Here is a 23,487-nt window from a genome sequence, read left to right on the forward strand (position 1 = left end):
GGCCAGTGCGTGTACGTCGGCCCGTCGGGTGAGAGGGGCGGTCCGGCGGAGTCTAGGCGACCCGCACTGAACGGACAACGCCAAGCATGCCAGTGCGCCGCCGAAAGTGGCGAGCCTTGGCATGCACATAATCCCTGGATAAGGAGCACCGGTCCGCTCCCGCCCGCCCCGGGACTTCACTCCTGCCCGTCGGCCCACAGTTCGCTCTGCGCCGGACGCGGCGCGCGGACCGCCTGCGGCGGGGTCAGGCCCAGGTGCTGCCAGGCCGCGGCGGTGGCGATCCGGCCCCGCGGGGTGCGCGCCAGCAGTCCCTCGCGCACCAGGAACGGCTCCGCCACCTCCTCGACCGTCTCGGCCTCCTCGCCGACCGCGACCGCCAGCGTGGACAGGCCCACCGGGCCGCCGCCGAACAGCTTCAGCAGCGCCTCCAGCACCGCCCGGTCCAGCCGGTCCAGGCCGCGGGCGTCCACCTCGTACACCTCGAGCGCCCGCTCGGCGATCTGCCGGGTGACCAGCCCGTCGTGCCGGACCTGCGCGAAGTCCCGGACCCGGCGCAGCAGCCGGTTGGCGATCCGCGGCGTGCCGCGCGAGCGGCCGGCGATCTCCGCCGCGCCGGCCGGGTCGATGTCCACGTCGAGCAGGCCCGCCGAGCGGTGCACCACCCGCTCCAGCTCGGCCGGGGCGTAGAACTCCATGTGCCCGGTGAAGCCGAAGCGGTCGCGCAGCGGCGGCGGCAGCAGGCCGGCCCGGGTGGTCGCGCCGACCAGGGTGAACGGCGGCAGCTCCAGCGGGATGGCGGTCGCCCCCGGGCCCTTGCCGACGATCACGTCGACCCGGAAGTCCTCCATCGCCATGTAGAGCATCTCCTCGGCCGGCCGGGACATCCGGTGGATCTCGTCGAGGAACAGCACCTCGCCCTCGCTCAGCGAGGAGAGGATCGCCGCCAGGTCCCCGGCGTGCTGGATGGCCGGGCCCGAGGTGATCCGGATCGGGGCGCCCAGCTCCGCCGCGATGATCATCGACAGGGTGGTCTTCCCCAGCCCGGGCGGACCGCTCAGCAGCACGTGGTCGGGGGCCGCCCCGCGCTTGCGGGCCGCCTGCAGCACCAGCGACAGCTGCTCGCGCACCCGTTCCTGCCCGATGAACTCGTCCAGCAGCTTCGGCCGCAGCGCCGCCTCCACCGCCTGGTCCTCGCCGTCGGCGGACGCCGCCACCAGACGGTCAACGGGATCGGACTCGTACGGGGTCATCGGGAACGGCTCTCCAATGTCGACATGATGACTGATCGTCAGGTTGCTCTAGCGCCCTTCGACGCTCAGCGGGTGCGGTTCAGCCCCCGCAGCGCGAGCCGCAGCAGCGCGCCCACGTCCGGATTGGCCTGCGCCTGCGCCTCCGGCGTCACCGCGGCCACCGCCTCGTCGGCCTCCCGCGGAGCGTAGCCCAGCCCCACCAGAGCCGCGTGCAGCTGGTCCTGCCAGGGCGCCGGGCCCGAGACGATCGGCTTCTGCGCGGGCACCGTGCCGTGCGGCGCCCCCAGCTTGTCCTTGTACTCCAGCAGCAGCTTCGCCGCCTTCGCCTTGCCGATCCCCGGCACCGCGATCAGCGACTTCTCGTCCCCGCTCGCCACCGCCACCCGCAACGCCTCGGGCGAGTGCACCCCGAGGATCGCCTGCGCCAGCTTCGGCCCGACCCCCGGCGCGGCCTGCAGCACCTCGAAGGTGGCCCGCTCGTCGTCGTCCACGAACCCGAACAGCGTCAGCGAGTCCTCCCGCACCACCAGGGAGGTCGACAGCCGCGCCACCTCCCCCACCCGCAGGGTCGCCAGCGTTGTGGGCGTGCACTGCACCGCCATCCCGACGCCGCCCACCTCCACCACGGCCACCCCGTGTCCCACCACTGCGACGGGCCCCTGGACAAAGGCGATCATGGCGCTTGCTCCCTCTCGATGGTTCCGGCGGCTGCGGGCGGTCGCCCGTCAGGGCCGCTGTGCTCGGACGCCCCGCGCCCCTGCTGGTTGACCCGGCCGTGCCAGGACCCCCCGGTGCCGTGCGCCCGGATCGCCGCCGTCAGGCGGTTCGTGCTGCCGCCGCGCCAGATGTGACAGATCGCCAGCGCGAGCGCGTCCGCGGCGTCGGCGGGCTTGGGCGGGGCGTCCAGCCGCAGCAGCCGGGTCACCATCGCCGTCACCTGCGCCTTGTCGGCCCGCCCGGAGCCGGTCACCGCCGCCTTGACCTCGCTCGGCGTGTGCAGGGTGACCGGGATGCCGCGCCGGGTGGCGCACAGCACCGCGACCGCCGAGGCCTGCGCCGTGCCCATCACGGTGCGGACGTTGTGCTGCGCGAACACCCGCTCCACCGCGACGAGTTCGGGCGAGTAGTGGTCGAGCCACTCCTCCAGCCCCTGCTCGATCCGGAGCAGTCGCGGGCCGATCTCGTCCTCCGCCGGGGTGCGCACCACGCCGACCCCGAGCATCTTCAACTGCCGCCCGGGCAAGCCCTCGACCACCCCGACACCGCACCTGGTCAGTCCGGGGTCCACGCCCAGCACCCGCACAGCCCCGCCTCTCTCCGACCGCCCGACCTGCGCAGGCTACCGCCAGGCACCGACAACCGGCCCCGGACACGCCTCCGCCCGGCGGCCGCGAGGGGCCGCCGGGCGGAGAAGCCGACGGACGGTCAGGCGTCCAGCTCGGCCATGATCTCGTCCGACACGTCGAAGTTGGCGAAGACGTTCTGCACGTCGTCGCTGTCCTCGAGGGCGTCGATCAGCTTGAAGATCTTGCGGGCGCCGTCGGCGTCCAGCTCCACCTGCATGCTGGGCACGAAGTTGGCGTCGGCGGAGTCGTAGTCGATGCCGGCGTCGACCAGGGCGGTGCGCACGGCGACCATGTCGGTGGCCTCGGACATCACCTCGAAGGCCTCGCCCAGGTCGTTGACCTCCTCGGCGCCGGCGTCCAGCACGACGTCCAGGATCTTGTCCTCGTCCACGCCGTCGGCCTTGGGGACGATCACCACGCCCTTGCGGGTGAACAGGTAGGAGACCGAGCCCGGGTCCGCCATGTTGCCGCCGTTGCGGGTCATCGCGACGCGGACGTCGGAGGCCGCGCGGTTGCGGTTGTCGGTGAGGCACTCGATCAGGACGGCCACGCCGTTCGGGCCGTAGCCCTCGTACATGATCGTCGAGTAGTCGGCGCCGCCTGCCTCGGCACCGGAACCGCGCTTGACGGCGCGGTTGATGTTGTCGATCGGGACGGAGCTCTTCTTGGCCTTCTGGATGGCGTCGTAGAGCGTGGGGTTGCCCGCGGGGTCGCCGCCGCCGGTGCGCGCCGCCACCTCGATGTTCTTGATCATCTTGGCGAAGAGCTTGCCGCGCTTGGCGTCGATCACGGCCTTCTTGTGCTTGGTGGTAGCCCACTTAGAGTGGCCGGACATCGCCAGCTCCTTTTCGTCGCCAACAGGGAAATGAACAGGGGAGATCTTACCGGTGCCGCCACCCTGAGGTGGCGCACGGTCACCGCGCGGCAGCCTCGACCATGCGGACGAAGTACTCGTGCACCCGGTGGTCGCCGGTCAGCTCCGGGTGGAACGAGGTGGCCAGCAGGTTGCCCTGGCGGACGGCGACGATCCGGGCGTCCGGGCCGTCGGCGGCCGGGACCTCGGCCAGCACCTCGACGCCCGCGCCGACCGCCTCGACCCACGGGGCCCGGATGAAGACGCCGGTGACCGGGTCGCCGGGCAGCCCGGCGAACGGGATCGCGGTCTCGAAGGACTCGTTCTGCCGGCCGAACGCGTTGCGCCGCACCGTCATGTCGATGCCGCCGACGGTCTCCTGGTCGTCCCGGCCGTCGAGGATCTTGTCGGCCAGCATGATCATCCCTGCGCAGGTGCCGTAGACCGGCATGCCGGCCGCGACCCGCGCGCGCAGCGGGTCCATCAGGCCGAACAGCACGGCCAGCTTGGAGATGGTGGTGGACTCGCCGCCCGGCATCACCAGGGCGTCGACCTCGGCGAGCTCCTCGGGGCGGCGGACCGGGCGGGCCAGCGCGTCGGCGGCGGCGAGCGCGACCAGGTGCTCGCGGACGTCGCCCTGGAGGGCCAGGACTCCGATGGTGGGGGTGCTCACGGTCTACTACCTCAATCGCTTGGAGAAGATTCGGATCCGGACCGCTCCACGGCGCGGCCCGCCGCGCCAGTTCCTCACGCAGCGGGCCGTCGTGCAGCGATCACCAGTCGGCGACTACCAGCCGCGGTTGGCGTAGCGCTCCGACTCGGGCAGCGTGTCGCAGTTGATGCCGACCATGGCCTCGCCCAGGTTGCGGGAGGCGTCCGCGATGATCTTCGGGTCGTCGTAGAAGGTGGTGGCCTTGACGATGGCCGCGGCGCGCTTGGCCGGGTCGCCGGACTTGAAGATGCCGGAGCCGACGAACACGCCCTCGGCGCCGAGCTGGCGCATCAGCGCGGCGTCGGCCGGGGTGGCCACGCCACCGGCGGAGAACAGCACGACCGGCAGCTTGCCGAGCTCGGCGACCTCGCGGACCAGCTCGTACGGGGCGCGCAGCTCCTTGGCGGCGGCGTACAGCTCGTTGTTGTCGAAGCCGCGCAGCTTGGCGATCTCGTTCTTGATCTGGCGCAGGTGGCGGACGGCCTCGACCACGTTGCCGGTGCCGGCCTCGCCCTTGGAGCGGATCATGGCCGCGCCCTCGGCGATCCGGCGCAGCGCCTCACCGAGGTTGGTGGCACCGCAGACGAAGGGGGTGGTGAAGGCCCACTTGTCGGAGTGGTTGACCTCGTCGGCCGGGGTCAGCACCTCGGACTCGTCGATGTAGTCGACGCCGAGCGACTGCAGGACCTGGGCCTCGACGAAGTGGCCGATGCGGGACTTGGCCATCACCGGGATGGAGACCGCGGCGATGATCTCCTCGATCATGTTCGGGTCCGACATGCGCGCCACGCCGCCGTCCTTGCGGATGTCCGCGGGGACCCGCTCCAGGGCCATGACGGCCACCGCGCCCGCGTCCTCGGCGATCTTGGCCTGCTCGGCGTTGACCACGTCCATGATCACACCGCCCTTGAGCTGCTCGGCCATGCCGCGCTTCACGCGGGCGGTGCCGATCTGCTGGTCTGCGGTGGTGGGGGTGGTGGACACGTAAGACCTCACTCAGAGATGAACCGGTGCTATCGACCCATCGTAGGCCCGGGTTGGTCCCGACCCATGTGCCACATGGTCCAGGCCCGCCCTCGGCATACGACAAACAGGCCAGGGAAGGAAACAGCGCTCAGCCTACGCGGGTGCGCCCTCGGGCGTGAGCGCGGTCGGCGGCTCGTCGTCCATTTCGAAGGCCATCGGGAACGGCGCGCGCCCCGCCAGCCGGAAGTAGCGCACCAGCCGGTGCTCGCGCACGGCCCGCGCGGCACGCACCGCGTCGTTGTGGAAACGGCGCGCCATCGGCACCCGGCGCACCGCCTCCACCAGGTCCCGGACCGCCTCCGCGCCGCCGGGCGCCGCCCGCAGCGCCGCGACCTGCTGCGGCTCGTCCAGCACCGCGCGCAGCGCCAGGCTGAGCTCGCTCTCGGCGACCTCGCGCTGCTCGTCCTCGGCCTGCCGGGCCGCGTGCGCGGCCTCCAGCAGCAGGATCGAGGCGGCCGGGTCGAGCAGCGAGGAGGTGGCCAGCTCCATCGCCACCGAGGCCCGGCGGACCAGTTGCGCGTCCAGCGAGGCCCGGGCGGCGTCGATCCGGGCGTGCAGGCGGTCGAGCCGGCCGGCCGTCCAGCTGAGGTAGACGGCGAACAGCACGACGGCCGCGATGGCCCAGATCCAGGTAGTCACGGGGCGTTACGGTACCGGGTCGTCAGCCGCCCAGCGTGACCGAGCGGTAGGCCCGCCGGTCCAGCTCGGCGACCGCGACGTTGGCCTGCACCGGCAGCGGGGCGCCGCCCAGGTAGTCCGGCAGCGCGGCCAGCACCGCCTCGCTGAGCGCCGCCTTCGCCTCCTCGCTGCGGCCCGGGAAGATCCGGAACTCGATCGACACCAGCCCGTAGGTCTCGGTGTCCGCGCCGACCACGGCCTCCTCGGTGCGCCGGAACCAGGCCTTGCAGCTCTCCGGCTTGGCGTCGATCAGCTTCACCGCGAGCCGGTTCAGCGCCAGCCCGAAGCCGCGCCGGTCGAAGGCGTCGGCGAGCCGGTCGGTGTAGTCGACGGTGATCAGCGGCATGGCAGTGCCTCTCGGAGCAGGAAGGGGGTCATCGGCCGAGACGCGTCCGCCACCCGGACGGTTCGGCCTCGGCGACCGGCGGGCGCCCGTCGGTCACGGTCTCGTACACCGACAGCACCTCGGCGCCGACGGTCTCCCAGTCGAAGCGCCGCACGTGCCGCGAGGCGGCCTCGCGCAGCTCGACCAGCCGCTCGGGGCTGCCCAGCAGCTTCAGCGCGGTGGCGGCCAGCGCGTCGGCGTCCTCGACCGGGAACAGCTCGCCGGCCGCGCCGCCGTCCAGCACCTGCCGGAACGCGTCCAGGTCGCTGGCCAGCACCGGGGCGCCCGCCGACATCGCCTCCACCAGGATGATCCCGAAGGACTCGCCGCCGGTGTTCGGCGCCACGTACAGGTCGACGCTGCGCAGCAGCCGGGCCTTGTCCCGGTCGGAGACCATGCCGAGGAACTCCACCCGCTCGCGCACCGCGGCCGGCAGGCCCTCGACGGCCTCCTCCTCGTCACCCTTGCCGGCCACCAGCAGCCGCACCCCGGGCCGTTCGGCGAGGATCCGGGGCAGCGCGGCGAGCAGCGTGGGCAGGCCCTTGCGCGGCTCGTTGATCCGGCCGATGAAGCCGATGGTGCCGGGCCCGCCGTCCAGCGCGTTGCCCTGCCAGCGCGGCTCCGGCTCGGCGTCGGCGAAGAAGGTCACGTCCACGCCGTTGGGGATCACCACCGCGTCGCCGCCGAGGTGCTCGACCAGGGTGCGCCGGGCGTACTCGCTGACCGCGATCCGCGCCGACATCTTCTCCAGGCCGGGCTGCAGGATCGGCGAGGCCGCGATCATCGCCCGCGAGCGCGGGTTGGAGGTGTGGAAGGTCCCCACCATCGGCCCGGACGCCGCCCAGGCCGCCAGCATCGACAGGCTCGGCGAGTTCGGCTCGTGCACGTGCAGGATGTCGAACCGGCCCTCGCGCAGCCACCGCCGCACCCGCGCCGCCGACAGGATCCCGAAGCTCAGCCGCGCCACCGACCCGTTGTACGGCACCGCGACGGCCCGCCCCGCCGAGACCACGTACGGCGGCAGCGCGTCCTCGTCCTCCGCCGGTGCCAGCACCGACACCTCGTGCCCCAGCCGGATCAGGTGCTCCGCCAGGTCCCGGATGTGGAACTGCACCCCGCCGGGCACGTCCCAGTCGTACGGGCAGACCACGCCGATCCTCAACTCTCGGCCCTCCGCGACGTCAGGTCGGCCAGCCACAGCTTCTGCAGCATGTGCCAGTCCGCCGAGTGCTCGCGGATCGCCTCCGCCCACACGTCGGCCATCGCCTGGGTCATCTCGGCGACCTGGACCTTGCCGTCGCCCACTCCGGACGGCGCGATCTCGGGGTGGATCTCGGCCCGCATCAGCGGCCCGTCGTACCAGAGCGACACCGGGAACAGCGCCGCGCCGGTGCGCTGCGCGAGCATCGCCGGGCCGGCCGGCATCCGGGTCGGCTCGCCGAAGAAGTCCACCGGGACGCCCGCCGCCGAGAGGTCCCGGTCGCCGACCAGGCAGACCAGCTTGCCCTCGCGCAGCCGCCGCGCCAGCGTCCCGACCACCGACACGTCGGAGCCGGTCAGCGCCAGCACCTCCATGCCGAGGCTCTCCCGGTACGCCACGAACCGGTCGAACAGCGACTCCGGCTTCAGCCGCTCGGCGACCGTGGTGAACGGGTACCCGCCGGCCGAGGCGATCCACGCGCCGGCCAGGTCCCAGTTGCCCATGTGCGGCAGCGCCAGCACCGCGCCGCGGCCGGCCGCCATCGCCTCGTTCAGCTGCTCCAGGCCCTTGACCGGCATCGCCTGCGCGATCCGCTCCAGGCTCCAGGTCTGCAGCCGGAACGACTCCATCCAGTACCGCAGGTACGAGCGCATCCCGGCCCGGGACAGCTCTCTCAGCCGGATCCCGTCCGCGTCCGGATGCACCCGCGACAGGTTGGCCTCGAGCTGCCGCACCCCCTTGCCCTGCCGCCGCCACGCCACGTCGGCGATGACGTTGAACAGGCCGCGGGCCACCGGCTCGGGCAGGTGCCGGAGCCCCGCCCAGCCCGCCGCGTAGGCCCCGTCCACCAACCGGTCCTTCACTTGACCCCCTCGGCGGCCGCCGCCGCGTCCAGCTCGGCCGCCTCCCGACGCACCGTCAGCATCCGCTGCGCCACCGTCACCAGGCTGCCCGCCGCGACCACCCACAGGGCGATCGGCAGCAGCCACTCGATGTACGGCACGCCGAACTTGTGCAGCCCCGCGAAGCCGGCCGCCACCAGGCTGATCACCAGCCGCTCGGCGCGCTCCACCAGCCCGGACACGTTCACCGGGAAGCCCAGCGACTCGCCCCGCGCCTTGGTGTAGGACACCACCTGGCCGCTGGCGAGGCAGAAGATCGCCACCGCGCAGAGGATGTCGTTGTGCCCCTGGCCCGCGTACCACATGGCCAGGCCGCCGAAGATCGCCGCGTCGGCGACCCGGTCCAGCGTCGAGTCCAGGAACGCGCCCCACTTGCTGGAACGCCCGGCCTGGCGGGCCATGTTGCCGTCGACCAGGTCCGAGAAGATGAACAGCGTGACGGTGACCGTGCCCCAGAAGAACTCGCCACGCGGGAAGAACACCAGCGCACCGGCCACCGAACCGGCGGTGCCGATCAGCGTCACGGCATCCGGACTGACGCCCCAGCGGAGCAGCAGGGCGGCGAACGGGGTGAGGACACGTGTGAAGAAGGCACGCGCGTACTTGTTGAGCATGGCCTTCCGGTCCACTCCGATTTCCTCCGGTCCGCACCCGCGACCCCCAGGGTCCAGCGGGCGACCGCGCGGATGGACCCGCTCGGCTGGACAATGGTATCCACGCTGATCGCGCGGCAGGAGGCCAGCCATGCCGGACCGGACAGCCCACACCCCCGCACCCCTCGTCGACCGACCCGACCGGCTCCGCAACGTGGCCCTGGTCGGGGCCGGCGGAGCCGGTAAGACCACCCTCGCCGAGGCACTCGCCCTCGTCACCGGCGCCCTGACCAGGGCCGGAACCGTCCCCGACGGCACCACCGCCGCCGACTGGGAGGAGATCGAGCACCAGCAGCAGCGCTCCGTCCAGCTCGCACTGCTCCCGCTCGCCTGGCAGGACGTCAAGATCAACCTGCTGGACGCCCCCGGCTACTCCGACTTCGGCGGCGAACTGCAGGCCGCGCTGCGCGCCGCCGAGGCCGCGGTCTTCGTGCTCTCGGCCGCCGACGACGAACTCCCCCGCCCGGTCCGGGCGCTGTGGCAGCAGTGCGAGGCCGAACACGTCCCGCGGGCCGTCCTGCTCACCCACCTCAACACCGCCCGGGTCCGCCTGGACGACGTGGTCGCCAACCTCCAGCAGGCCCTCGGCAGCCCCGACACCGTCCTGCCGCTGCACCACTACGACCTGCGCGACGGCCGCCTGCACGGCTCCGTCGAGCTGCTCACCGGCCGCCGCTACGGCGACCCCGCCGACCCCGGCGACCTCGGCGAGCGGCGCGCCCGGCTGGCCGAGGCGCTGGCCGGCGAGGACGACGCGCTGCTGGAGCGCTACCTCGAGGGTGAGGAACTCGACACCGCCGCACTCACCGCCGCCGTCCGCCGCGAGTTCCTGGCCGGCACCCTGCACCCGGTGCTCGCCGCCTCCCCCGCACCCGACCCGGCCGGCTGCGAGCAGCTGCTCGACCTGATCGCCGCCGCCTTCCCCTCCCCCGCCGACCGCGCCGACGGCCTGCCCGCCGCCGACCCCGCCGGAGCGCTCACCGCCCAGGTCGTGCACACCGGCGAGGACCCCTACCTGGGCCGGCTCAGCCTGCTCCGGGTCTTCACCGGCACCCTGCGCCCCGACACCACCGCCCACCTGCCCGGCGGCCCCGACGAGCGCATCACCGCGCTGACCAGCCCGTTCGGCCACCAGCTCCGCCCGGTCCCGCAGGCCATCGCGGGCGACCTGGCGACCGTCGCCAAACTCGCCGCCGCCCGCACCGGCGACACCCTCGGCACCGACCACACCGTGCTGCCGCCCTGGCCGCTGCCCGAGGCGCTGCTGCCCACCGCGATCGAGGCGCACTCCAAGGCCGACGAGGACAAGCTCTCCCAGGCCCTCGGCAGGCTCGCCGCCCAGGACCCCGCCCTGCACGTCGAACAGAACCCCGACACGCACCAGATGGTGCTCTGGTGCACCGGCGAGGCCCACCTCGCGGTCACCCTCGACCGGCTGCGCACCCGGCACGGCGTCCACGTCGACGCCGTCCCCTACCAGGTGGCGCTGCGCGAGACCTTCGGCGGCACCGCCAGCGGGCACGGACGGCACGTCAAGCAGTCCGGCGGCCACGGCCAGTTCGCGATCTGCGACCTCACCGTCGAACCGCTGCCCGGCGGCGGCTTCGAGTTCGTCGACCACGTGGTCGGCGGCGCCGTCCCGCGCAACTTCATCCCGTCCGTGGAGAAGGGCGTCCGCGCCCAACTCGCCCACGGCATGCACGGCCACCCGATGACCGACGTCCGGGTCACCCTGACCGACGGCAAGGCGCACTCCGTCGACTCCTCCGACGCCGCCTTCCAGACCGCCGCCGCGATGGCCCTCAAGGAGGCCGCCGAGCACACCGAACTCCGGGTCCTGGAACCGGTCGACGAGGTCCGCGTGCTGCTCCCGGACGAGTACCAGGGCGCCGTGCTCAGCGACCTCTCGGCCCGCCGCGGCCACGTCCTCGGCACCGAGGTCGGCGGCCCAGGCATGAGCCTGGTGCGCGCCGAGGTCCCCGAACTCGAACTCACCCGGTACCCGCTCGACCTGCGCTCGCTGTCGCACGGAACCGGCCAGTTCACCCGCAGCTACCTGCGGCACGCCCCGATGCCCGCCGGCCTCGCCGCGCAGTACAGCACGGTGGGCTGACCTGCTGCTGACGGACCCTCAGGACCGGCGGGGCAGCGCGCAGGCCGGAGTGCCGCCCGGCATCCGGTCGCGGTGCCGGGCGACCCAGCGGTACACCAGCTCCGCGACCGGACGCACCGGCGCCAGCGCCAGCAGGCCGCCGACCCACGCCCACAGCCCGCCCGAGCGCATCAGCAGTCGGGCCACCGCCTGCGCCCCGCCGTACACCTGACGGTTCGGCGTGATCCACAGCACCTCCCGGCCGGCCCGCTCCGCGGTGACCTCCCCGTCGGTGAACGCCGCCAGCGCCGCCAGGTCCGCGAACTGGAACGGCACCGCGTCCCATCCCGCCGAGGACAGGCTCGCCCGCGGGTAGCGCTCGGCCCAGCGCACGCAGCTGGAACAGAACGCGCAGTCGCCGTCGTACAGCAGGACCGGATCCGGTGCATACGAAGTCGTCATGCCGCGATCCTCCCGCTCCCCCGTACCCGGTCGCAAACCCGGTGCGTCGATGTCCCCACCACGGGGCAACATCACTCGGAAACCCCCGCACGCGGCCGAGATGTGACCCAGGATCAGACGATGATCCGCGCGGTCCGGCCGGCGCGCGGTAACCTGCCGCAGACGATCAGGGAGGAGGAGCTGCACAGGTGACTCAGCTCGATATGACGCCGGGCGCGCAGATACCCCGGACGGACGTCGGGAACCAGACCGCGGTCACCCAGGCGTTCTCCTCCGCCGCCTACCGTGACGCCGACTACCACGCACTGGAAGGCCTCGAAGGGCTCACGCTCAAGAAGGGCAAGTTCGAGCTCTTCCGGCCGAGCGCCGGCGAGGCGTTCAGCCGCGCCCTGATCGACCGCACCCTCGGCGGCACGCGCAAGCCGCTGGTGCCGTCCTTCGGCACCGACGTCCGGATGGTCGTCGAACACTGCCTGGCCGCCCAGGACCTCCGCGAGGCGCGCGACCGCCGGCTCTCCACCATCAGCGTGCTGTGCGGCGTGCTGTTCCTGCCCGGCACCCTGGTCTGGCTCGCCGCCTACCAGGCCCGGGCCTGGCTCGGCACCAAGAAGTCCGCCGCGCAGGACGGCTTCATCGGCACCCTCGCCCTGATCGCCGCGATCGGCCTGGCCCTGCTGCTGGCGCTCCGCCCGCCCTTCGGCGGCCTGCTCGGCCTCTACTGCCGGGTCGTGATGATCGGCCCCGCGCTCGGGTGGTACCTCGCCAAGCGCACCGTCGTCGCCAGCGTCATGCAGCAGCGCGCCCGCTGGGGCGACCTGGTCGGCGGCAGCGCGGTCGCCGCCGTCGTCCCCAAGGCCGTCCCCAAGGACCACCTCGACAAGAAGGCCAACCTGCTCAAGGCCGCGCTCGACCGCCTCACCACCGAGCAGGCCACCAACATCCAGCACTACGCGGGCCCCAAGGGCATCCTGGGCGTCGGCAAGCGCTGGGGCGAGTGGAGCCTGCGGGAGAACCTCAAGCCCGCCGAGGGCCACCAGGACTTCCGTTCCTTCCACGTCTGGGACCTGGCCCGCAAGATCGCCGAGCGCCTCAACGGCCTGTCCGGCAGCGAGGTCCCCAACGGGGGCATGCCCAAGCCGCAGATCTACCAGTGGGTGCTCAAGGACATCTCCGAGGGCGCCGACGAGATCGAGCGCCCGTCCGGCGCCGACATGGACGGCGACCGGATGCGCGACTTCGCGGTCCAGGAGATCGCCAACAAGCAGACCTTCGGCACCGACACCCGCCACCGGGTCGCCCTCCAGTACGTCACGCACAAGGGCCAGTTGGTCACCACCATGCTGGTCGAGATCGTGGTCCTCTCGCACAACCTCCAGGTCCACGTCACCGCGCACGCCCTCGGCCCGATCGCCGGGTACTTCGGCGCCAAGCCCAAGGTCCCGGAGAAGGACGTCCCCAAGACGCTCCGCTTCTGGGAGAACCGCACCGTCCAGCTGCCGATCGTCACCGACGACGAGGTGGTCCGGCAGGCCGTCCGGGCCCCGTTCCACAAGATCCCGACCCTGCTCACCTGGCTCGGCGGCTCGGTCGGCTTCCCCGAACCGTTCTGCCTCCGCCAGGCCTGGACCGACCCCACCTGGAACAGCCGCTTCAAGTCCGACGACGCGCTCTACGCCACCTCGCCCGTCGTCAGCGCCATCCACGCCGCGGTCATGGAGTTCCTGGAGGAGCACGACATCTCCACCGACCGGTTCACCAACCGCTCGAACATCATCGGCTCCGAGATCCAGAGCACCCGCCCGTACCGCGCCGACAAGTACGACGCCGGATAGCCGAGAAGGGGCGCGGGGGTCCGGAAACCCTCGCGCCCCTTCCGCCGGCTCAGACCGGCCAGGCCTCGGCCAGCATCTTGCGGGTGTCCGCCAGCAGTTGCGGCAGCACCTTGGTGTGCCCCACCACCGGCATGAAGTTGGTGTCGCCACCCCACCGCGGCACCACGTGCTGGTGCAGGTGTGCCGCGATCCCCGCACCCGCGGCCGCCCCCTGGTTCATCCCGATGTTGAACCCGTGCGCCCCGGACGCCGCGCGCAGCGCCGCCATCGCCTTCTTGGTGAACTCCGCCAGCTCCGCCGTCTCCGGCCCGTCGAGCTCGGTGTAGTCCGCCACGTGCCGGTACGGCACCACCATCAAGTGCCCGCCGTTGTACGGGTACAGGTTCAGCACCGCGAACACGGACGCCCCGCGCGCGACGATCAGCCCGTCCTCGTCGCTCAGCTTCGGGATCGAGCAGAACGGGCAACCGTCGTCCGGAGCCGGCCCGGTGGGCTTGTTCTCGCCCTGGATGTACGCCATCCGATGTGGTGTCCACAGACGCCGGAAGCCGTCCGGCTCCCCCACGCCCCGCTGAAGTTCCGGCTCACTCGTCATGCTGGCCAGCATATTCGCCGAACCCGTCGCGCAAAGCCGTGCGGGGCAGACTCCGCAAGGAGACCGCCCCGCACCTCAGCCGTCGACGGCTCAGATCTGCACCCGGCTGCGCACCGCCTCGACGATCTCGGCGATCGCCTCCGCCTTCGGCACGCCGTTCTTCTGCTCGCCGTTGCGGTACCGGAACGACACCGCGCCGGCCTCGACGTCGTCGTTGCCCGCGATCAGCATGAAGGGGATCTTCTCCTTCTGCGCGTTGCGGATCTTCTTCTGCATCCGGTCGTCCGAGGCGTCCACGTCCACCCGGATCCCGTGCTTCTTCAACTCGGCCGCCACGTCGAGCAGGTACGGCACGTGCTCGTCGGTGATCGGGATGCCGACCACGGTGACCGGCGCCAGCCACGGCGGCATCGCACCGGCGTAGTGCTCCAGCAGCACCGCGAAGAACCGCTCGATCGAGCCGAACAGCGCACGGTGGATCATCACCGGCCGCTGCCGCGAGCCGTCGGCCGAGGTGTACTCGAGGTCGAAGCGCTCGGGCAGGTTGAAGTCCAGCTGCACGGTGGACATCTGCCAGGTCCGGCCGATCGCGTCCTTCGCCTGCACCGAGATCTTCGGGCCGTAGAAGGCCGCGCCGCCCGGGTCCGGCACCAGCGGCAGGCCCTGCTTCTCGGCGACCGCCGCGAGCACCGCGGTGGCCTCCTCCCAGGCCTCGTCGCTGCCGACGAACTTCTCCGGGTCCTTGGTGGACAGCTCCAGGTAGAAGTCGTTCAGGCCGTAGTCGCGCAGCAGGCCGAGGACGAAGGTCAGCGTCTTGTCGAGCTCCTCCGCCATCTGCTCGCGGGTGCAGTAGATGTGCGCGTCGTCCTGCGTGAAGCCGCGGGCCCGGGTCAAGCCGTGCACGACGCCGGACTTCTCGTACCGGTACACGGTGCCGAACTCGAAGAGCCGCAGCGGCAGTTCACGGTAGGAGCGGCCGCGCGCGTCGAAGATCAGGTTGTGCATCGGGCAGTTCATGGGCTTGAGGTAGTAGTCCGTGCCCTCGTCCAGCTGCATGGGCGGGTACATCCCGTCCGCGTACCAGTCGAGGTGGCCGCTCTTCTCGAACAGCTTCCCCTTGGTGGCGTGCGGGGTGTAGACGAACTCGTAGCCCTCCTCCTCGTGCCGCTTGCGCGAGTAGTCCTCCATCGCCCGGCGGATGATGCCGCCCTTGGGGTGGAAGACGGCGAGGCCGGAGCCGATCTCCTCCGGGATGGAGAACAGGTCGAGTTCGGTGCCGAGCTTGCGGTGGTCGCGCTTGGCGGCCTCCTCGAGGAACTCCAGGTGCGCCTTGAGCTCTTCCTTGGTGGGCCACGCGGTGCCGTACAGGCGCTGCAGCATCGGGTTCTTCTCGCTGCCGCGCCAGTACGCGGCGGCCGAGCGCATCAGCTTGAACGCCGGGATGTGCCGGGTGCTCGGCAGGTGCGGGCCGCGGCAGAGGTCGCCCCAGCACAGCTCGCCGGTCTTCGGGTCGAGGTTGTCGTAGATGGTGAGCTCGCCCGCGCCCACCTCCACGTCGGCGCCCTCGCCGGCCGTGGCGGCCGAGCCCTTGAGCCCGATCAGCTCCAGCTTGTAGGGCTCCTTGGCCAGTTCCTCGAGGGCGGCCTCGTCGGTGACCACCCGGCGGGAGAACTTCTGCCCGCGCTTGATGATCTCCTGCATCTTCTTCTCGACGGCCTTCAGGTCGTCCGGGTGGAACGGCCGCTCGACGTCGAAGTCGTAGTAGAAGCCGTCCTTGACCGGCGGGCCGATGCCGAGCTTGGCCTCCGGGAAGACCTGCTGGACGGCCTGGGCCATCACGTGCGCGGTGGAGTGCCGCAGGATGTCGAGGCCGTCGGGGCTGGAGATCTCGACCGGCTCGACCTCGTCGCCGTCCTGGACGGCGTACGCGAGGTCCTTGAGCTGGCCGCCGACCCGGGCGGCGATCACGGCGCGGTCGTCGGCGAAGAGCTCGGCGGCCGTAGTGCCCGTGGTCACCACGCGCTCTTCCCGATCGGGTTCGCGGTTGATGATGATCCGGACGTCCGTCACCGGTCTCTCCTGACGTTCTGGCTACCGTGGCGCAGCACAGCGCTGCGTGTGCATGGTACCGAGCCGGGCCCCCTCCCCGTCGCCGCACCCGTCTCCGGTGACCGCGCGGTCACGGTGCGCCACGGCATTTCTTCCGGAGTGCGGTTGAGTGCCCGTCAACTGCGGTATCACCTCTGCACAGTGCGGCGCACCGGCGGTCCTCGGCGGCGCGCCGCACGCCCAGGACCGCGCGGCGTCTGAGGGGGCGTCATGCAGCAGCTCCGGCACTGGTATCAGGGTCCGCTCGCCTCGTTCGACACCGAGACCACGGGAGTCGACGTCGAGCAGGACAGAATCGTTTCGGCCGCCCTGGTGGTGCAGACCGCCCCGGCCACCCGACTCCGCATCCGCACCTGGCTGGCCGACCCCGGCATCCCGATCCCCGAACAGGCCCGCGCGGTGCACGGCATCACCGACGACCACGCCCGCACCCACGGCCGCCCGCCGCGCACCGTCGCGGTCGAGCTGGCCCTGGCCCTGGCCGAACAGTCCCGGGCCGGCGTCCCGCTGGTGGTGATGAACGCGCCCTACGACCTCACGCTGCTGGACCGGGAGTTGCGCCGGCACGCGGCGGCCTCGCTGACCGAGGTGCTGGACGGCGCCGAACTGCTGGTGCTCGATCCGCGGGTGCTCGACAAGCACCTGGACCGCTACCGCAAGGGCCGCCGCACGCTGACCGACCTGTGCGCCTACTACGGGGTCCCGCTGCTGGGCGCGCACGACGCGGCCGCGGACGCGGCGGCCGCCCTGGAGTTGGTGCGCGCGGTCGCGGCCCGGCACGCGGAGCGGCTCGGCGCACTGAGTCCGGCCGACCTCCACCTGCGGCAGGCGCTCTGGCACGCGGCGCAGGCCCGCGGCCTGGAGCGCTGGTTCGAACGATCCGGCGTGCCGGAGGAGGTGGACACGGCCTGGCCGCTGCGCCCGGCCCGCTGCCCCTGCGGCGAGCGCCTGGAGCCGGGCCACGCCTGCGAGTTGGCGGCCTGACCGACCGCCCCGCGGCGGAAACGCCGCAGGCCCCGACGCTTCCGTCGGGGCCTGCGGATGGTGCTCGGTGGGCGATACTGGGATCGAACCAGTGACCCCTTCGGTGTGAACGAAGTGCTCTCCCGCTGAGCTAATCGCCCGGGCAACGAGAAGAACTGTAGCACCACTTGGACCCCGGTTCACAATCCGTTCCCCCGACGGTCCCCCAGTTCCCGCCCCGGACAGGCCCGCTGAATGTGCGTCAGAACTCCGGACCGGTAACCCGGAAAAGGCGAAGGGCCCCGACCTGATAATCAAGTCGGAGCCCTACGCCTTTGCATTCCGGTGGGCGATACTGGGATCGAACCAGTGACCCCTTCGGTGTGAACGAAGTGCTCTCCCGCTGAGCTAATCGCCCGGGTGCAGGGAAAACATTACCCCATCGGCGGGAGTGCTCCGACCACCCCCGCACTCCGCCGCGCCCTCCTCCGCCGGACGCGCCCCCCACCTGCCGGGTCGCGCCGCCGCCCGCACGCGCCGGGGCCCGGCCACCCGCCCGACACCCCGCCCGGCCGCCCCGTCCGGCCCGAGGTTCGTGGTTTCCTCCAGCCCGGCCGCCCGACCCCGGGTAATGCCGCTCCGGGACCGGCCCGACGGGCCGCCCGGGCGATTCCGCAATGCGCCGGAAGGGGTACGACTCGCACCGGAATCGGGACAGAGGGGTTTACACCGGGCTTTCAGGTGGGATGGTCCGTTCGCCGACGTGCGATTCCCCGAGCGCACACTGAGCGAAAGGCCCTGGCGCTTATGAACACCACGGTCAGCTGTGAGCTGCACCTGCGCCTCATCGTGTCCAGCGAGTCGTCACTGCCCGTCCCCGCGGGCCTGCGCTACGACACCGCCGACCCCTATGCCGTGCACGCGACGTTCCACACCGGAGCCGACGAGACCGTGGAGTGGGTGTTCGCCCGCGACCTCCTTGCGGAGGGGCTGCACCGACCGACCGGTACCGGCGACGTCCGGGTCTGGCCGTCGCGCAGCCATGGTCAAGGCGTGGTCTGCATCGCCCTGAGCTCTCCGGAAGGAGAGGCCTTGCTGGAGGCCCCGGCCCGGGCGCTTGAGTCCTTCCTCAAGCGCACCGACGCCGCGGTGCCCCCCGGCACCGAACACCGTCACTTCGACCTCGACCGGGAGCTGTCCCACATCCTCGCCGAGAGCTGAACCCCGACCGAGTTCGGCCCGCCGTCGCGCGGCGGCGGGACCACCTCGATGCGCACCGTCCTACTCGGGGGCACGGTCGCAGTTCGCAGCCGCCCATCGGCGGCCTCGGGGTCCTGCCCCGGGCGCCCGCTCCCACCGGAGCCGGCGCCCGGGGCTCAGCCGTGTCCTGGCCCGGCCGGGGCCCGCTGCCGGTAGAGTCGGCGCCGATGACCGACGCGGCGACCCGCCGGGCCGCCGCCGCGTGAGGAGTCCCCACGTGCTGATCACCCATGACACCGAGTGCGCACTGAGCATTCTGGTGGACCTGCTGAACACCGCCCCGCAGGCGTGCGGCAGTGAACGACTGCCCGACGTGGCGGCGCTGAACGCGTTCGTGGTCCGGCAGGAGATCAGCGAGATCGACTCGCTCGGCCCCGCCGACCTGACCGCCGTGCACGAACTGCGCGACCGGCTGCGCGAGGTCTTCTCGGCCGGCTCGGTGGAGCGGGCCGCGGAACTGGTGAACGCGGTGGTCGCCGAGGCCGGGACGACGCCGCGGCTGACCAACCACGACCACCACGGCTGGCACATCCACTACTTCGCCCCGCACGCCGCGATCGGCCGGCACCTGGCGGCGGAGCTCGGCATGGCGCTGGCCTTCATCGTGATGGCCGGCGAGCTGGAGCGGCTGCGCCGCTGCGAGGCGCCGGACTGCGCCCGGGTCTTCGTCGACCTGTCCCGCAACCGCTCGCGCCGCTACTGCGACAGCCGCACCTGCGGCAATCGGCTGCACGTGGCCGCCTACCGGGCCCGCCAGCGGTCCGCGGAGGCCGCGGAGGCGGTCCCCGCCACCACCGGCTGACCGGCCGGGGAGACGGGTCCTGGCGGGCGCCCGGGCCTGGGAGACTGGAGGCATGAGCGATTCCTCCCTGCCCCGCCTCGAGTTCTGGTGCGACCTGCAGTGCCCCGACTGCCGTACCGCGCTGGACGACGTCCGCGCGCTGCGTGCGCAGTTCGGCGACGCGCTGACCGTCGAGCTGCGGCACTTCCCGCTGGAGAAGCACAAGTACGCGTACCCGGCGGCGGAGGCCGCTGCCGAGGCGTTCGAGCAGGGCCGCGGCTGGGAGTACGCGGAGGCGCTGCTGGAGCGTCTGGAGGACCTGGAGCGCGGCGGGCTGCCGGTGCTGGTCGAGATCGCCGCCGCGGTCGGTCTGGACGCCGAGGAGGTCGACACCGCCCTGGTCGACGGCCGGCACACGCTGTGGGTGGACGCGGACGTCGCCGAGGGCAAGGCGATCGGCGTGACGGGCACCCCGACGTACGTGGTGGCCGGGCAGCGGCTGGACGGCGGGAAGTCGCAGGAGGGCCTGCGCGAGCGGATCGCCGGGATCCTGGACGCGGCGCGCTGACCGCCCGCCGGCGGGTGGCGGTCGGCGGCGGCGGTCAGATCAGCGGCTTGCCGAGGGTGCGCCGGGTGATCCGGTAGCCGAGCGAGTCGTACAGCCCGATCGCCACCCGGTTGTCGCTGAACACGTTGAGGCCGAGGTCGCGGACGCCGGCCGCCAGGCACTCGCGTTCGGCGAGCTGCATCAGCGCGCGGCCGTGACCGCGGCCGCGGTGCGCGGGGTCGACCTCGACGACCATCACCCAGGCGAGCGGGCGGCCGTCGGGCAGCCGGTCCTGGCGCAGCGCGACCCACAGGGTGCCGACGACGGCGCCGTCCCGGTCCACCAGGCGGCGCAGCGCCGTACCCGGGGTGGCGGGCCCGTCCGGGAGGGCGCGGCGGTGGTCGGTCTCGGCCTTCTCGGCGGCCTCGGCGGGGGTGAGCCCGGAGGCGATCAACTCGCTCCGGTAGTCGGCCTTGGCGGCCTCCTGCCAGTCCGGGTACTCCGCGGCGCTGATCGGACGGTCCGTCAGGCCGCCGGGCAGGGGCGGGAGTCGGTCCAGGCGCTTGGCGAGGTTGCGCATCCGCTCGGTGTAGCCGAGCGCGTGCGCCAGCCCCAGCGCGGGGCCGGCCTCCTCGGGCACGGTGACGTCGATCCGGGTGCACCCCCAGTCGCGCAGCACCTCCTCCGCGGCGAGCGCGGCGACGGTGGCCCGCCCCCGCCGTCTACCGAGTCGGACGGCCAGCTCGGAGATCTCCCCCGCCCGCCGCCGCGCGGTGGTCCGCAGCCCCCCGACCGGGTGCCCGTTGACGAGAATCTGCCATCGCCGGCTCCGCCCCCCGCCGGCAACGGGCTCCTCGGGTCCTTCGGGACGCAACGTGGTGGTCATACCGCCCCTCTTCCCTCCCGCACCGCCGTTCTACCGCCCCACGGCCCCGGCCGGGGGCCGCGTCTCAGTGCGGGTCGCGATCGTGCGCGGCGCGCTCGGCGAAGACGGCCATCGCCTTGCGGGTGACCGGGCCGGGGCCGGGGAGTTCGCGGTCGTCGACGCGGGTGACGGCCTGGACGTCGCGGAGGGAGGAGGTCAGGAAGACCTCGTCGGCGTGGGTGAGGACGTCGAGGGGGACGTCGGTCTCCTCCGCGCCGGTCCAGTCGATGACGAGGCGGCGGGTGATGCCGGCCAGGCAGCCGGAGGCGAGCGTCGGGGTGAGGAGTCGGCCGTCGAGGACCACGAAGACGTTGGAGCCGGTCCCCTCGCACAGTCGGCCCGCGGTGTTGGCGAACAGCGCCTCGCTGCCGCCCGCGCGGTGCGCCGCGGCGAGCGCGATGACGTTCTCGGCGTAGGACGTGGTCTTGAGTCCGGCGGTCGCGGCGTGCTCGTTGCGGCGCCAGGGGACGGTGACCACGGCGGTGGTGTCGGGGCGGGGCTTGGCGGTGCCGAGGGCGACGATCAGGCTGGGTGCGGAGTCGCCGCGCTCGGAGCCGAGCGGGGCGCGGCCGCCGGTGTAGGTGATCCGGAGCCTGCCGAGCGGCATCGGCTGGGCGGCCAGGACGGCCGCGCAGGCCTCGCGGACCCGGTCGTGGTCGGGGTCGGCCAGCCCGAGGCCGCGGGCGGAGCGGGTGAGGCGGTCCAAGTGGCGGGTGAGCGCGAAGAGTTCGCCGTGCTCGGCCTTGACGGTCTCGAACACGCCGTCGCCGACGGTGAGTCCGTGGTCGAGGACGGAGAGGTGGGCGTCGGCTTCGGCGGTGAGTGTTCCGTTGACCCAGATCATCGGCGGGATGGCTCCTTGCTTGCTCGGTCGAGGGTCCCGGTGGAGGCTATCGCCACCAGGCGGGCGGCCTTGAGTTCGGTTTCACGCCATTCGCGGTCGGGGTCGGAGTCCCAGGTGATGCCCGCGCCGGTGCCGAACCTGAGCACCGGCGTGCCGGTGTCCCGTTCGATCCAGAACGAGCGGATCCCGACGGCGAGTTCGGCCTGGCCGCGGTCGGCGTCGACCCAGCCGACGGCGCCGCAGTAGGGGCCGCGGGGGGCGGTCTCCAGGGCGCGGATGATGCGCAGGGCGCTGGACTTGGGGGCGCCGGTGACGGAGCCGGGCGGGAAGGTGGCGTCGAACAGCTCGGCCCAGCCCGCGCCGGGGCGCAGGCGACCCTGGACGGTGGAGACCAGGTGCACGAGGCCGGGGTGCTTCTCGACGGCGCACAGGTCGGGGACGGTGATGCTGCCGGTCTCGCAGACCCGGCCGAGGTCGTTGCGGACCAGGTCGACGATCATCACGTTCTCGGCGTGGTCCTTGTCGAGCAGGTCGTGCTCCGTGCGCCCGGTGCCCTTGATCGGTCCGGACAGCACGGTGCGGCCGTGCCGGCTGAGGTAGAGCTCGGGTGAGGCGGTGGCGATCTCGACCCCCTGTTCGGGGAGGCGAATCGTTCCTGCGTACGGAGCCGGGTTGTGGGCGGCGAGGAGTCCGGTGAGGGCGTCGATGTCGCTGTGCTCGGGGTCGGGCAGCGGGGCGCTCAGGACCCGGCAGAGGTTGGCCTGGTAGACCTCGCCGGCCGCGATGTGCTCGCGGATCCGGCGCACGCCCGCGCGGTAGGCGTCGGCGTCCAGGGAGCTGTGCCAGCTCTCCGGCGCCGGACCGCGCCAGCCGTCGGTGGCGGGCTGGGCGGGGTCGGGGCGGACGTCGGCGAACCGGGCGCAGGTGAGCCGGCCCTCGAAATCGTGGGCGACGGCCCAGAACCCGCCGCGCTCCAGGGCGGCCGGGTCGTCGGTGACCTCGCGCAGCCCGGTGGCGAGGCGGCCGGCGAAGCGGGCCATCGGCTGGTCGGGGCTGAGCGGGACGGTGCGGCCGGACACGGTTCTCCTGCACGGATTTCGGTGCTGCCCGCACGCCCCGCGCGGGCGCGGGGGCGGGCCCCGGGGGATCGCCCCGGTACCGGAAAGTCTAGGTCGCGGGCCTGCGGGAGCCTCCCTGGCCCGGCTGACGGATCACCACGTGGCGGCCACCCCCGCGCCACGCTGCGGGAACGGATTTTTCAGCTGGCCCGGGAATCCGCTAGAGTTCAACACGTCGCCGGGAAGCGGAGCCGAGAAAAACGGGGAAGCCGACCGGGAGACAGGCGGACGTGGCTCAGTTGGTAGAGCATCACCTTGCCAAGGTGAGGGTCGCGAGTTCGAATCTCGTCGTCCGCTCGATGGAGAACAGGTAAGATCGTTCTCCTGTGTGTTGCCTGGTGGAGTGGCCGAGAGGCGAGGCAACGGCCTGCAAAGCCGTGTACACGGGTTCAAATCCCGTCTCCACCTCCAAGAGGTACCGTCCGGTTTCGACCGGGGGTCCTCCCCGCGCGATTAGCTCAGCGGGAGAGCACTACCTTGACACGGTAGGGGTCACTGGTTCAATCCCAGTATCGCGCACTTGATCTTCGGATCTGGTCTTCGGATCATCCTGCGCGATTAGCTCAGCGGGAGAGCACTACCTTGACACGGTAGGGGTCACTGGTTCAATCCCAGTATCGCGCACGCCGGCCTTCTGGCCTGTACAAACCCGCGCGATTAGCTCAGCGGGAGAGCACTACCTTGACACGGTAGGGGTCACTGGTTCAATCCCAGTATCGCGCACCACAGTTGAGAGCCGTCGCCCGTCCAGGGCGGCGGCTCTCGGCGTTTCCGCCCCGATGTTTCCGCCCGGTGTCGACGGACCAAGAAGGGTCGGTGGCCGGGGACGGCACGCCCTCACCGACGTGTCGTTCCCGGCCACCGGGTGGGCCGGAGCTGCAGCCTGCGCCGCTCACCCTGTCCGTCCACGACGGGTGAGGGCCGCTCCGGGCCGGCGAAGACCCCTACCCCAT

23 protein-coding genes and 7 tRNA genes are annotated in these 23,487 nt (G+C 72.4%); 11 read left to right on the forward strand and 19 right to left on the reverse strand.

The window, feature by feature from the left end; translation table 11 throughout:
• Positions 1–176: 176 nt before the first annotated feature.
• The 11 genes from ruvB to pgsA all read right to left on the reverse strand — a co-directional run bounded on the left by ruvB (position 177) and on the right by pgsA (position 8,967).
• On the reverse strand, positions 177–1,250 hold the full coding sequence (gene ruvB / locus ACWD4U_RS20945) for a Holliday junction branch migration DNA helicase RuvB (protein WP_363454003.1): 1,074 nt from the start codon (positions 1,248–1,250) through the stop codon (positions 177–179).
• 65 nt (positions 1,251–1,315) lie between these two features.
• Entirely contained in the window at positions 1,316–1,927 is a 612-nt protein-coding gene (gene ruvA / locus ACWD4U_RS20950; RefSeq protein WP_363454001.1) for a Holliday junction branch migration protein RuvA, read from the reverse strand.
• Complete coding sequence (ruvC, locus tag ACWD4U_RS20955) at positions 1,924–2,553, reverse strand: crossover junction endodeoxyribonuclease RuvC (RefSeq protein ID WP_363453999.1); 630 nt, start codon at positions 2,551–2,553, stop codon at positions 1,924–1,926. The genes ruvA and ruvC overlap by 4 nt, the downstream gene beginning before the upstream one ends.
• A 122-nt stretch (positions 2,554–2,675) precedes the next feature.
• Positions 2,676–3,431, reverse strand: coding sequence for a YebC/PmpR family DNA-binding transcriptional regulator (locus tag ACWD4U_RS20960; protein ID WP_363453997.1), 756 nt, complete (start codon positions 3,429–3,431; stop codon positions 2,676–2,678).
• Between the two features lie 79 nt (positions 3,432–3,510).
• A complete protein-coding gene (gene pdxT, locus ACWD4U_RS20965) occupies positions 3,511–4,122 on the reverse strand; it encodes a pyridoxal 5'-phosphate synthase glutaminase subunit PdxT (protein ID WP_363453995.1) in 612 nt (203 codons plus the stop codon).
• 114 nt (positions 4,123–4,236) lie between these two features.
• Positions 4,237–5,157: a pyridoxal 5'-phosphate synthase lyase subunit PdxS gene (gene pdxS, locus ACWD4U_RS20970; protein ID WP_449787255.1), complete on the reverse strand. Its 921-nt coding sequence runs from the start codon at positions 5,155–5,157 to the stop codon at positions 4,237–4,239.
• A gap of 123 nt (positions 5,158–5,280) precedes the next feature.
• Entirely contained in the window at positions 5,281–5,826 is a 546-nt protein-coding gene (locus ACWD4U_RS20975) for a LemA family protein (protein ID WP_363453991.1), read from the reverse strand.
• Positions 5,827–5,848: 22 nt separating this feature from the next.
• Positions 5,849–6,211, reverse strand: a complete 363-nt coding sequence (locus ACWD4U_RS20980; protein WP_363453989.1) for a tautomerase family protein — start codon at positions 6,209–6,211, stop codon at positions 5,849–5,851.
• A 28-nt stretch (positions 6,212–6,239) separates the two neighbouring features.
• Positions 6,240–7,412 (reverse strand): glycosyltransferase family 4 protein, encoded by a 1,173-nt coding sequence (locus ACWD4U_RS20985; RefSeq protein WP_363454059.1) that lies wholly within the window; start codon positions 7,410–7,412, stop codon positions 6,240–6,242.
• Positions 7,409–8,302: a phosphatidylinositol mannoside acyltransferase gene (locus tag ACWD4U_RS20990; protein ID WP_363454057.1), complete on the reverse strand. Its 894-nt coding sequence runs from the start codon at positions 8,300–8,302 to the stop codon at positions 7,409–7,411. Before ACWD4U_RS20990 ends, ACWD4U_RS20985 begins: the two co-directional genes overlap by 4 nt.
• An 8-nt stretch (positions 8,303–8,310) precedes the next feature.
• Positions 8,311–8,967 carry a phosphatidylinositol phosphate synthase gene (pgsA, locus tag ACWD4U_RS20995; RefSeq protein WP_363454055.1) on the reverse strand — a complete coding sequence of 219 codons (657 nt, stop codon included), beginning with the start codon at positions 8,965–8,967 and terminating at the stop codon, positions 8,311–8,313.
• 130 nt (positions 8,968–9,097) lie between these two features.
• Here pgsA and ACWD4U_RS21000 point away from each other — a divergent pair, with 130 nt between their 5' ends.
• Positions 9,098–11,119, forward strand: a complete 2,022-nt coding sequence (locus ACWD4U_RS21000; protein WP_363453987.1) for an elongation factor G — start codon at positions 9,098–9,100, stop codon at positions 11,117–11,119.
• Between the two features lie 18 nt (positions 11,120–11,137).
• On the opposite strand, the gene ACWD4U_RS21005 is transcribed toward ACWD4U_RS21000, so the two are convergent.
• Positions 11,138–11,560 (reverse strand): thiol-disulfide oxidoreductase DCC family protein, encoded by a 423-nt coding sequence (locus tag ACWD4U_RS21005; RefSeq protein WP_363453985.1) that lies wholly within the window; start codon positions 11,558–11,560, stop codon positions 11,138–11,140.
• A gap of 188 nt (positions 11,561–11,748) precedes the next feature.
• Between ACWD4U_RS21005 and ACWD4U_RS21010 the strand changes: the two genes are divergently transcribed.
• On the forward strand, positions 11,749–13,392 hold the full coding sequence (locus ACWD4U_RS21010; protein ID WP_363453983.1) for a hypothetical protein: 1,644 nt from the start codon (positions 11,749–11,751) through the stop codon (positions 13,390–13,392).
• A 49-nt stretch (positions 13,393–13,441) separates the two neighbouring features.
• Here the strand turns inward: ACWD4U_RS21010 and ACWD4U_RS21015 are convergent, their stop codons facing one another.
• Both ACWD4U_RS21015 and thrS read right to left on the reverse strand, forming a co-directional pair.
• The gene (locus ACWD4U_RS21015) at positions 13,442–13,999 is read right to left on the reverse strand and encodes an HIT family protein (protein WP_363453981.1); all 558 of its coding nucleotides are present in this window, start codon (positions 13,997–13,999) and stop codon (positions 13,442–13,444) included.
• 78 nt (positions 14,000–14,077) lie between these two features.
• Positions 14,078–16,057, reverse strand: coding sequence for a threonine--tRNA ligase (gene thrS / locus ACWD4U_RS21020; protein WP_363453979.1), 1,980 nt, complete (start codon positions 16,055–16,057; stop codon positions 14,078–14,080).
• 249 nt (positions 16,058–16,306) lie between these two features.
• Here thrS and ACWD4U_RS21025 point away from each other — a divergent pair, with 249 nt between their 5' ends.
• On the forward strand, positions 16,307–17,080 hold the full coding sequence (locus ACWD4U_RS21025) for an exonuclease domain-containing protein (protein ID WP_363453977.1): 774 nt from the start codon (positions 16,307–16,309) through the stop codon (positions 17,078–17,080).
• A gap of 68 nt (positions 17,081–17,148) precedes the next feature.
• On the opposite strand, the gene ACWD4U_RS21030 is transcribed toward ACWD4U_RS21025, so the two are convergent.
• Positions 17,149–17,220 (reverse strand) — tRNA-Val (locus ACWD4U_RS21030).
• Between the two features lie 185 nt (positions 17,221–17,405).
• Positions 17,406–17,477, reverse strand: a tRNA-Val gene (locus tag ACWD4U_RS21035).
• A gap of 389 nt (positions 17,478–17,866) precedes the next feature.
• On the opposite strand from ACWD4U_RS21035, the gene ACWD4U_RS21040 reads away from it, so the two are divergent.
• The 3 genes from ACWD4U_RS21040 to ACWD4U_RS21050 all read left to right on the forward strand — a co-directional run bounded on the left by ACWD4U_RS21040 (position 17,867) and on the right by ACWD4U_RS21050 (position 19,668).
• Positions 17,867–18,280: an SsgA family sporulation/cell division regulator gene (locus tag ACWD4U_RS21040; RefSeq protein ID WP_030056266.1), complete on the forward strand. Its 414-nt coding sequence runs from the start codon at positions 17,867–17,869 to the stop codon at positions 18,278–18,280.
• A 256-nt stretch (positions 18,281–18,536) separates the two neighbouring features.
• Positions 18,537–19,121 carry a CGNR zinc finger domain-containing protein gene (locus tag ACWD4U_RS21045; protein ID WP_363453975.1) on the forward strand — a complete coding sequence of 195 codons (585 nt, stop codon included), beginning with the start codon at positions 18,537–18,539 and terminating at the stop codon, positions 19,119–19,121.
• Between the two features lie 52 nt (positions 19,122–19,173).
• On the forward strand, positions 19,174–19,668 hold the full coding sequence (locus ACWD4U_RS21050; protein WP_363453973.1) for a DsbA family protein: 495 nt from the start codon (positions 19,174–19,176) through the stop codon (positions 19,666–19,668).
• Positions 19,669–19,702: 34 nt separating this feature from the next.
• Here ACWD4U_RS21050 and ACWD4U_RS21055 read toward each other — a convergent pair whose 3' ends face one another.
• The 3 genes from ACWD4U_RS21055 to ACWD4U_RS21065 form a co-directional block, all read right to left on the reverse strand.
• A complete protein-coding gene (locus ACWD4U_RS21055) occupies positions 19,703–20,533 on the reverse strand; it encodes a GNAT family N-acetyltransferase (RefSeq protein WP_363453971.1) in 831 nt (276 codons plus the stop codon).
• Between the two features lie 64 nt (positions 20,534–20,597).
• Complete coding sequence (locus ACWD4U_RS21060; RefSeq protein ID WP_363453969.1) at positions 20,598–21,416, reverse strand: aminotransferase class IV; 819 nt, start codon at positions 21,414–21,416, stop codon at positions 20,598–20,600.
• A complete protein-coding gene (locus ACWD4U_RS21065) occupies positions 21,413–22,456 on the reverse strand; it encodes a chorismate-binding protein (RefSeq protein WP_363454053.1) in 1,044 nt (347 codons plus the stop codon). Before ACWD4U_RS21065 ends, ACWD4U_RS21060 begins: the two co-directional genes overlap by 4 nt.
• Positions 22,457–22,758: 302 nt before the next feature.
• Between ACWD4U_RS21065 and ACWD4U_RS21070 the strand changes: the two genes are divergently transcribed.
• From ACWD4U_RS21070 to ACWD4U_RS21090, 5 genes are all read left to right on the forward strand, one after another.
• Positions 22,759–22,831, forward strand: a tRNA-Gly gene (locus ACWD4U_RS21070).
• A gap of 40 nt (positions 22,832–22,871) precedes the next feature.
• Positions 22,872–22,945: transfer RNA gene (locus ACWD4U_RS21075), tRNA-Cys, on the forward strand.
• A 36-nt stretch (positions 22,946–22,981) separates the two neighbouring features.
• Positions 22,982–23,053 (forward strand) — tRNA-Val (locus ACWD4U_RS21080).
• A 33-nt stretch (positions 23,054–23,086) separates the two neighbouring features.
• Positions 23,087–23,158 (forward strand) — tRNA-Val (locus tag ACWD4U_RS21085).
• A 27-nt stretch (positions 23,159–23,185) separates the two neighbouring features.
• Positions 23,186–23,260, forward strand: a tRNA-Val gene (locus tag ACWD4U_RS21090).
• The last annotated feature ends 227 nt before the right edge of the window (positions 23,261–23,487 follow it).

It is taken from the genome of Kitasatospora sp. NPDC002522, from assembly GCF_053595195.1.

Bases quoted from the DNA above. Each gene is read 5' to 3' on its own strand.
- ruvB (WP_363454003.1), bottom strand. From the start codon at position 1,250: ATGACCCCGTACGAGTCCGATCCCGTTGACCGTCTGGTGGCGGCGTCC.
- ruvA (WP_363454001.1), bottom strand. From the start codon at position 1,927: ATGATCGCCTTTGTCCAGGGGCCCGTCGCAGTGGTGGGACACGGGGTG.
- ACWD4U_RS20960 (WP_363453997.1), bottom strand. From the start codon at position 3,431: ATGTCCGGCCACTCTAAGTGGGCTACCACCAAGCACAAGAAGGCCGTG.
- ACWD4U_RS20980 (WP_363453989.1), bottom strand. From the start codon at position 6,211: ATGCCGCTGATCACCGTCGACTACACCGACCGGCTCGCCGACGCCTTC.
- pgsA (WP_363454055.1), bottom strand. From the start codon at position 8,967: ATGCTCAACAAGTACGCGCGTGCCTTCTTCACACGTGTCCTCACCCCG.
- ACWD4U_RS21000 (WP_363453987.1), top strand. From the start codon at position 9,098: ATGCCGGACCGGACAGCCCACACCCCCGCACCCCTCGTCGACCGACCC.
- ACWD4U_RS21005 (WP_363453985.1), bottom strand. From the start codon at position 11,560: ATGACGACTTCGTATGCACCGGATCCGGTCCTGCTGTACGACGGCGAC.
- ACWD4U_RS21015 (WP_363453981.1), bottom strand. From the start codon at position 13,999: ATGCTGGCCAGCATGACGAGTGAGCCGGAACTTCAGCGGGGCGTGGGG.
- ACWD4U_RS21025 (WP_363453977.1), top strand. From the start codon at position 16,307: ATGCAGCAGCTCCGGCACTGGTATCAGGGTCCGCTCGCCTCGTTCGAC.
- ACWD4U_RS21040 (WP_030056266.1), top strand. From the start codon at position 17,867: ATGAACACCACGGTCAGCTGTGAGCTGCACCTGCGCCTCATCGTGTCC.
- ACWD4U_RS21050 (WP_363453973.1), top strand. From the start codon at position 19,174: ATGAGCGATTCCTCCCTGCCCCGCCTCGAGTTCTGGTGCGACCTGCAG.
- ACWD4U_RS21055 (WP_363453971.1), bottom strand. From the start codon at position 20,533: ATGACCACCACGTTGCGTCCCGAAGGACCCGAGGAGCCCGTTGCCGGC.
- ACWD4U_RS21060 (WP_363453969.1), bottom strand. From the start codon at position 21,416: ATGATCTGGGTCAACGGAACACTCACCGCCGAAGCCGACGCCCACCTC.
- ACWD4U_RS21065 (WP_363454053.1), bottom strand. From the start codon at position 22,456: ATGGCCCGCTTCGCCGGCCGCCTCGCCACCGGGCTGCGCGAGGTCACC.